Origin of the sequence: Arthrobacter alkaliphilus, from assembly GCF_021483235.1 — a bacterium.
Taxonomy (GTDB): Bacteria; Actinomycetota; Actinomycetes; order Actinomycetales; family Micrococcaceae; genus Arthrobacter; species Arthrobacter alkaliphilus.
In genome coordinates this window covers 74,247-80,588 of the sequence record NZ_JAKEEC010000020.1, presented here as the reverse complement: position 1 = coordinate 80,588, position 6,342 = coordinate 74,247, and the positions used below count along the sequence as shown (strand labels likewise).

At 64.9% G+C, this 6,342-nt stretch carries 4 protein-coding genes; 3 read left to right on the top strand and 1 reads right to left on the bottom strand.

The window, feature by feature from the left end; genetic code table 11:
- Positions 1–127 precede the first annotated feature (127 nt).
- A complete protein-coding gene (locus tag L0B83_RS14265) occupies positions 128–1,165 on the bottom strand; it encodes an LCP family protein (protein ID WP_234759115.1) in 1,038 nt (345 codons plus the stop codon).
- Positions 1,166–1,638: 473 nt separating this feature from the next.
- Between L0B83_RS14265 and L0B83_RS14260 the strand changes: the two genes are divergently transcribed.
- From L0B83_RS14260 to L0B83_RS14250, 3 genes are all read left to right on the top strand, one after another.
- Positions 1,639–2,547: a plastocyanin/azurin family copper-binding protein gene (locus tag L0B83_RS14260; protein WP_234759114.1), complete on the top strand. Its 909-nt coding sequence runs from the start codon at positions 1,639–1,641 to the stop codon at positions 2,545–2,547.
- Between the two features lie 160 nt (positions 2,548–2,707).
- Positions 2,708–3,373, top strand: a complete 666-nt coding sequence (locus L0B83_RS14255; RefSeq protein WP_234759113.1) for a PAS and ANTAR domain-containing protein — start codon at positions 2,708–2,710, stop codon at positions 3,371–3,373.
- Positions 3,374–3,470: 97 nt separating this feature from the next.
- A complete protein-coding gene (locus tag L0B83_RS14250; RefSeq protein ID WP_234759112.1) occupies positions 3,471–6,332 on the top strand; it encodes a PEP/pyruvate-binding domain-containing protein in 2,862 nt (953 codons plus the stop codon).
- Positions 6,333–6,342: the final 10 nt, after the last annotated feature.

Below are 6,342 nucleotides of genomic sequence, written 5' to 3'. Positions count from 1 at the left end.
GGAAGCCGCAAGGTTCCTGCAAGCTTTTCCCGAAGATTGCTTAAAGATTCAATCAAGTAGTTCCCGAGTGGTGAACCCGCACGTGCCCGGACCAGGCAAGTAGCAGAAACGAGTAGCTCGCTTCGGCTCAGTAACCGTGTGCGGCCACATACTGCGGGAGAGTCTCGTCCCGCAGCGCGGCGGCCACTTCTCCGATTCCCGCGTAGTCCGGCACCACTATGGACTGTCCATCCGGGGAAGTCCCGGTCCCCGCGGTGGGCAGGGTGAAGAAAACGGAGGCTTGGGGATCCACGGTGCGCAGTCCGTAGGCCAGGATGGCGACGGATGCGGGATCGTACCCCTGGTCCACAGTGAGGTAGTTGGTTGCGAACTGGACGAGTCCCATCACTCCGGCAGGAGTCTGGACACCTCCGGAAAGCTTGGCCAAGAGGGCGCGGAGGAAGGTCTGCTGGTTGCGGACCCGCTGGTAGTCTCCGTCCTCGAACGAGTAGCGCTCGCGGACGAACTCCAGGGCCGCTTCTCCGTCCAAGTGGTTGACGCCGGCAACAAAGGTGTGATGGGTGTCAAAGCTGGCGGTGAAGGGCAACGTCACATTGACATCGATCCCGCCGAGGCCGTCGGTCAGGACCTTGAACCCTTCGAAGTCCAGCATGACTGTGTGGTCTATGTGCGTGCCCAAGAGCGACTCGACGGTCTGGACCACCAAGGGGGTGCCTCCCACCTCAAGGCTGGAGTTGATTTTGGCTGCGCCATGGCCCGGAATGTCCACCCAATTGTCGCGCAGGATCGAAATGCCGTAGACCTTGTGCCGGTCTGCCGGGACGTGGATGAGCATCAGGCAATCCGAACGTTGGTCAGACGGTTGGCCTGTTGTGATGGTCTGGTTGTTCTGCTCCTTGGCATTGGCGCGGCTGTCGCTGCCAATCACCAGGATATTCATGGGGGCTGCGGGAAGCTCGGGAATGGTCGGCGGCGCCGGTGCTGCAGCGCTGGGTGCGGGGGACTTGGTGGGGGACTTGGTGGCGGTTGGGGCCGCCGAGGTGTTTGAGGGGGATGGCCCGGAGGACGTCCGGCCGAGTCCCGCAATGACCGCCCCCACGACCACCACGAGCGCCAGCAAAGCTGCCAGGCCCGCCGCGAGCCACAGTCGCCGTCGTCCATTCATGTCCGGAACGTACCACCGAGGTGTGTTAAAAGCCCGCCGGGGAAGGCCTCATTTCGGCCACAAAAACTGCCCGTCTGCAGCCCCGGTGTCTCGACAAAATAACGACTTGGTAGCACGATGAAAGATAAACCTCTCGCCTTCACATGGGCCGGCTTTGCCGTGTCCTTTCGGTTCCGTAATGGGGGGCTCTCAGCCCACGGAGCCGGACGTTATCCTTGCGAGCAAGGGAGGACCCTGTATGGCCCCAACGTCGTGGCGCCGCGCCGTATGCGGGGGACGGGCAGCAGTTGCGAGCTGAAGTTCATAGGGAATTCAAAAGAAACCGAGTCACCGTCAAACGACGCCATGGTCTCCGGCGCCTCAAAATTTCCAGGCTAATAACAGCCGGTCAGCAAAGATTTTCCTAAGGAATGAGTCTTATGACTGCTCATCCAAAACCCGTCCTACTGCCGCGCCTTCGAACGCTTATGATTATGCTCCTCGCCCTGGTGTTGCCAGTGGCGCTCAGCGGCACAGCAGCCGCCGACGGCGGCAAATCCTCCAGGACATGGACCGTTCAGGTTGGCTCCGAATCGTCGGACCAGGCCATCCAGGGAATGTCGTTCCTGCCGAGGAACATTTACATCAATGCGGGTGACGAGGTCACCTGGGAGGCCAATTCGGCCGAAATCCATACGGTCACCTTCCTGGCCGCAGGGCAAACCATCGAGTCCACGCAGCCATTTAATCCGTTCAGCCCCCTTTATGTTTCCAAGCAGGGTGGCACCTCCTACGACGGGCACTCCTATTACAACTCGGGCGTGATGTCGAACGTTTCGAACAGTGGTTTCGCCGAAGTCAGTTCCTACACCTTGAAGTTCCCGGATGCGGGCGATTTCACGTACTACTGCCTGGTGCACGGAGCGGGCCAGAAGGGCATAGTCCACGTGCGGGCCAAGGGAACGGAATACCCCTTCACCCAGGAGCAATACAACAACCGGGTAGAGCGGGCCGAACGGGCCATCATTCGTGACGGCTACAAGCAATGGAGCGAGGCACGCGAGCAGGCGGACGACAACACCGTATTTGCCGGGGCCGACGACGGCGTTGCCATGGTCATGCGGTTCATCGAACCCAAAGTGGTCATCCACGTTGGTGAGAAAGTGAGCTTCGTGAACAACGGCATGGGGGCGCCACACACCGTGACCTTCGGCGCTGAGCCCGCCAATCCGCTCCCGCCGCTGGGCGACCCGACGAATTACACGGGCGGACAACTCAATTCGGGCATTTTGCTGCCGGGGGCGACATTCACCGTCACCTTCAACAAGGCAGGCGTTTACGACTACATCTGCGCACTGCACGACTACATGGGAATGGTCGGCAAGGTGGTGGTTGAGGAATAAGCTGCTGATTTAAACGCACACGGGGGCTGGTTTCCCCCTTTCCCGGGGCTTGTTTTCGTACCGGCGCTACAGGCGCGCGGCCCGGAAACAAGCCCTTGGGCCGCGTTCTCGGTACGCTTAGCTCAGTGAATAAGCAACCTTAGGAAATGAGTTTTACGTGATGTTGGACAGCCCTCACACGTACTCGAGTGCACTCGGCGCCCCCGGCTTTATGGCCGGAAGTTTTCTCTTCGATCCGCTCACCGGGAAAATGCAGTGGTCCGACGGGCTCTTCAATCTCCACGGCTACCAGCGGGGGGAAGTGGTGCCGACGCTCGAGCTGGCGATGTCGCACAAGCACCCCGATGACAAGTCGCGGGCCATGGAGATCCTGGCCCAGGTCTTCCGCGACGGCGGGCATTTCTGCATTTACCACCGGATCATTGACGCGCAGGGGCATGTCCGCCGGGTGCTGACGGCGGGGAACGGGCAACCGGGCCCATCGGGGACCGTAGCGCTCGAGGGGACCGCGATCGACCTGACCTCCACGCTGCGGCGGGAAACCGAGCAGGCTGCGCGTGACGCCGTCGAGGGCGCGAATGCCACGCGGGGCGTCATCAATCAGGCCCAAGGCATCCTGATGGGGCGGCTGCTCCTCAGTTCCGACGCCGCCTTCAAGCTGCTGGTGCAGTGCAGCAGCAAGACGAACGTCAAGGTCGCAGTCCTGGCCTCGCACCTTGTTCGGGTTGCTGACACCGACGCCGGTCCGGATGCAATGGACAAGTTCATCCGCGTTCTCCAGGTTTGCGATGAAGCGGCCATAAGGCGCGGGTTGGACCCGCAGTAACCAGCCTGCCCGAAGCCATCGCCTGCCGCCCGGCGGCGTGGCAATATATTGTGCGTCAGGCTCGGTGAGGGCGTCTCCGTGACAAGGAGCGGCGGTCATGACCTACATCTACAACTTCGCCGACGTGCAGGCTGGCGACCTCGCCATGGCGGGCGGGAAGGGCGTCGGGCTGGGCAACCTCGTCCGCGCCGGGCTGCCGGTTCCTCCAGGGTTCGTGCTCACCACCGAGGCGTATGAGTCCTTCGTGGAAGCCAACGGGATTCAGGCGCGGATCGAGGAACTGGCGACGCTCCCGCCGGAGGCCGCGCCGCAGGATTACGACGAGGCCTCGGCCGCAATCCGGCAACTATTCAAGGGCGGCACCATGCCCGCGGCCATTGCGTACGAGCTCGCCGCCGCTTATGAACGCCTTCGCGACGGCGGCGGGGGCGGCGGCGCTCACGACGACGACGGTGATGGCGGCGGCGCTCAAGACGACGACGGCGGGGGCGGTCCCGCCGTCGGGCGCGCCGGCGAGGTGCCCGTGGCGGTGCGCTCGTCGGCCACGGCCGAGGACCTCGCCTCGGCCAGCTTCGCCGGGCAACAGGAAACCCACCTCAATGTCCGGGGGGCGGAAGCGCTCGATGCGGCGGTCGTCGACTGCTGGGCTTCCTTGTGGACGGCCCGGGCCATGGCCTACCGGGACCGCGAAGGCATCGCTCCGGGCGGCGTCCGCCTCGCCGTTGTGGTCCAGCGGATGGTCAAGGCCGATGCAGCCGGAGTCATGTTTACCGCCAATCCGGCCAACGGTCGCCGCGACCAGACGGTGATCAGTGCCGCGTGGGGCCTGGGGGAGTCGGTGGTTAGCGGAACGGTCACCACGGATGACCTTGTTGTCGAGGCGGCAACTGGCCGCGTGCTCTCGCGCCGGACGGCCGAGAAGGAAGTCATGACGGTCTACGCAGAGGATGCGGCGGACGGCGCTTCGGACGGCGGCGCGGGCGAGCGCGCGGAGGGCGCGGGCGGCGCGGGCGGTACGGTCGAGCAGCCGGTCCCGGCGGCGCTTCGCAACCGGGCCGTGCTCGACGACGACGCGGCCGTCACGTTGGCCCGCTACGGATCGCGGATCGCGGACTACTTCGGAAGTCCGCAGGACATCGAGTGGGCGCGGGCAGGCGGCGATTTCTTCATGCTGCAGTCCCGGCCCATCACGGCATTGCCTGAGCCGGTCGGTGATACTCCGGACACCTGGCCGTTGCCCTATCCGAAAGGGATGTACTTCCGGGCGAGCATCGTGGAACAACTGCCGGACCCGCTTTCGCCGCTGTTTGCCGACCTCATCGACGGTTCGGTGACCCGTTCGCTCAAGGCCCTGTTGAACGAAGCCGTCGGGAGCGAAGTGGTCAGGGAAGGCGAGGTCGGACTGCCCACCGTCAACGGGTACGCGTACTACTACTACCGCAGCGCGGCAATGTGGCGGGTGATGGGCAAAATTGGTCCGGCCATGCTCGCCTTGGCTCGTGGCAAGGCGCACATGGGCGTGGCTGGCTGGCGGGAATTCTCGCATCCGCGCTACAAGCAGGTGCTCAAGGATTGGTCGGCAAAGCCGTTGGGGGAGCTCCCGGGAGAGGAATTGCTTGAGGGGGTCCGGACCCTGCTTGACGCCGGGACGGTGTACTACACGGCCGTGGAGTCAGTGATTCCGATCGCGGCAGCGAGCGAACTCTCCTTCCGGGCGTTCTACGACAAACTCGTCCGGCGCGCTGGAGATCCGCCTGCCGAGACATTCCTCCTCGGCTACGACAGCGAACCCATCCGTGCAGAGAAATCGCTGTACGACCTCGCAGCCTGGGCCCGCGAAGTCGAGGGGCTCGCCCCGGCGATCCTCAATCAACCGACGGCCGCGCTGGGTGAGTCGCAGGGTACCTGGCTCCCGCCTGCCGGCATGGACGCTGCCCTGTGGCAGCAATGGCGTCCGCGTTTCCAAGCCCATCTCGATCGCTTCGGCCATGCGGTCTACAACCTTGATTTCGCCAGCCCGCTGCCGGCCGACGATCCGTCGGCGCTTTTGGACACGGTGAAGTTCTACCTGCGGGGACAAGGCAACAATCCGTATGAACGCCAGAGGCTCTCGGCGGCACGGCGGGAGGACCAGACCGAGAGAATTCTTGCCCGGCTAGGGCGGACCCGGCTCGGACGGAGCCGCCGGGCGCCGTTCATCGGTCTGCTCCGGTGGGCGCAGAAGTCCGCACCGGTCCGCGAAGACGCGCTGGCCGACGTCGGGCTCGCCTGGCCGCTGATTCGGCGGATGCTGCTCGAACTCGGACAACGGCTGGTCTACTCCGGTGTCATCGACCGTCCCGCCGACGTGTTCTGGCTGCGGCAAAGCGAGTTGCAAAGCGCCGTCGAGTTCGGCCTCGCAGCGCCGCAACTGCCGGGCTCTACCGAGCCGGCCGAACGGGTGGCCGCACCTGCGGCCGTGGCAATTACCGGGGCGGCGCGCCCGGTCCGTGCCGGCGTCGTCGAGGAGCGCAAGATGCTTTGGCGGGGCCAGGCCAAGGCGGCCCCTCCGCAACTGTTGCCGGAGACCCGTTGGATGAAGGGTGCGTTCGAGTCGATGATGCCGGCACGCTCCCAGGACCAGCAGGGCGACGTCATCACGGGGGTAGGCGCGAGCGCCGGCAGGGTCAGTGCTCCCGCGCGGGTCCTCGGCGGGCCCCAGGATTTCGGCCGGATGTCGCCTGGCGAGGTGCTGGTTGCCCGGATCACCACTCCCGCGTGGACCTCGCTGTTCGCGATGGCCTCCGGCGTGGTTACCGACGTCGGCGGGCCGTTGAGCCACAGCTCCATCGTGGCCCGGGAGTACGGCATCCCGGCGGTGCTCGGCACCGGAGTCGCCACCCAGCGGCTCACGAGCGGCCAACAAATCACCGTCGACGGCGACGCCGGCACCGTAACGGTCGAGCCCCCACCCGCGTAGCCCTTCCGTC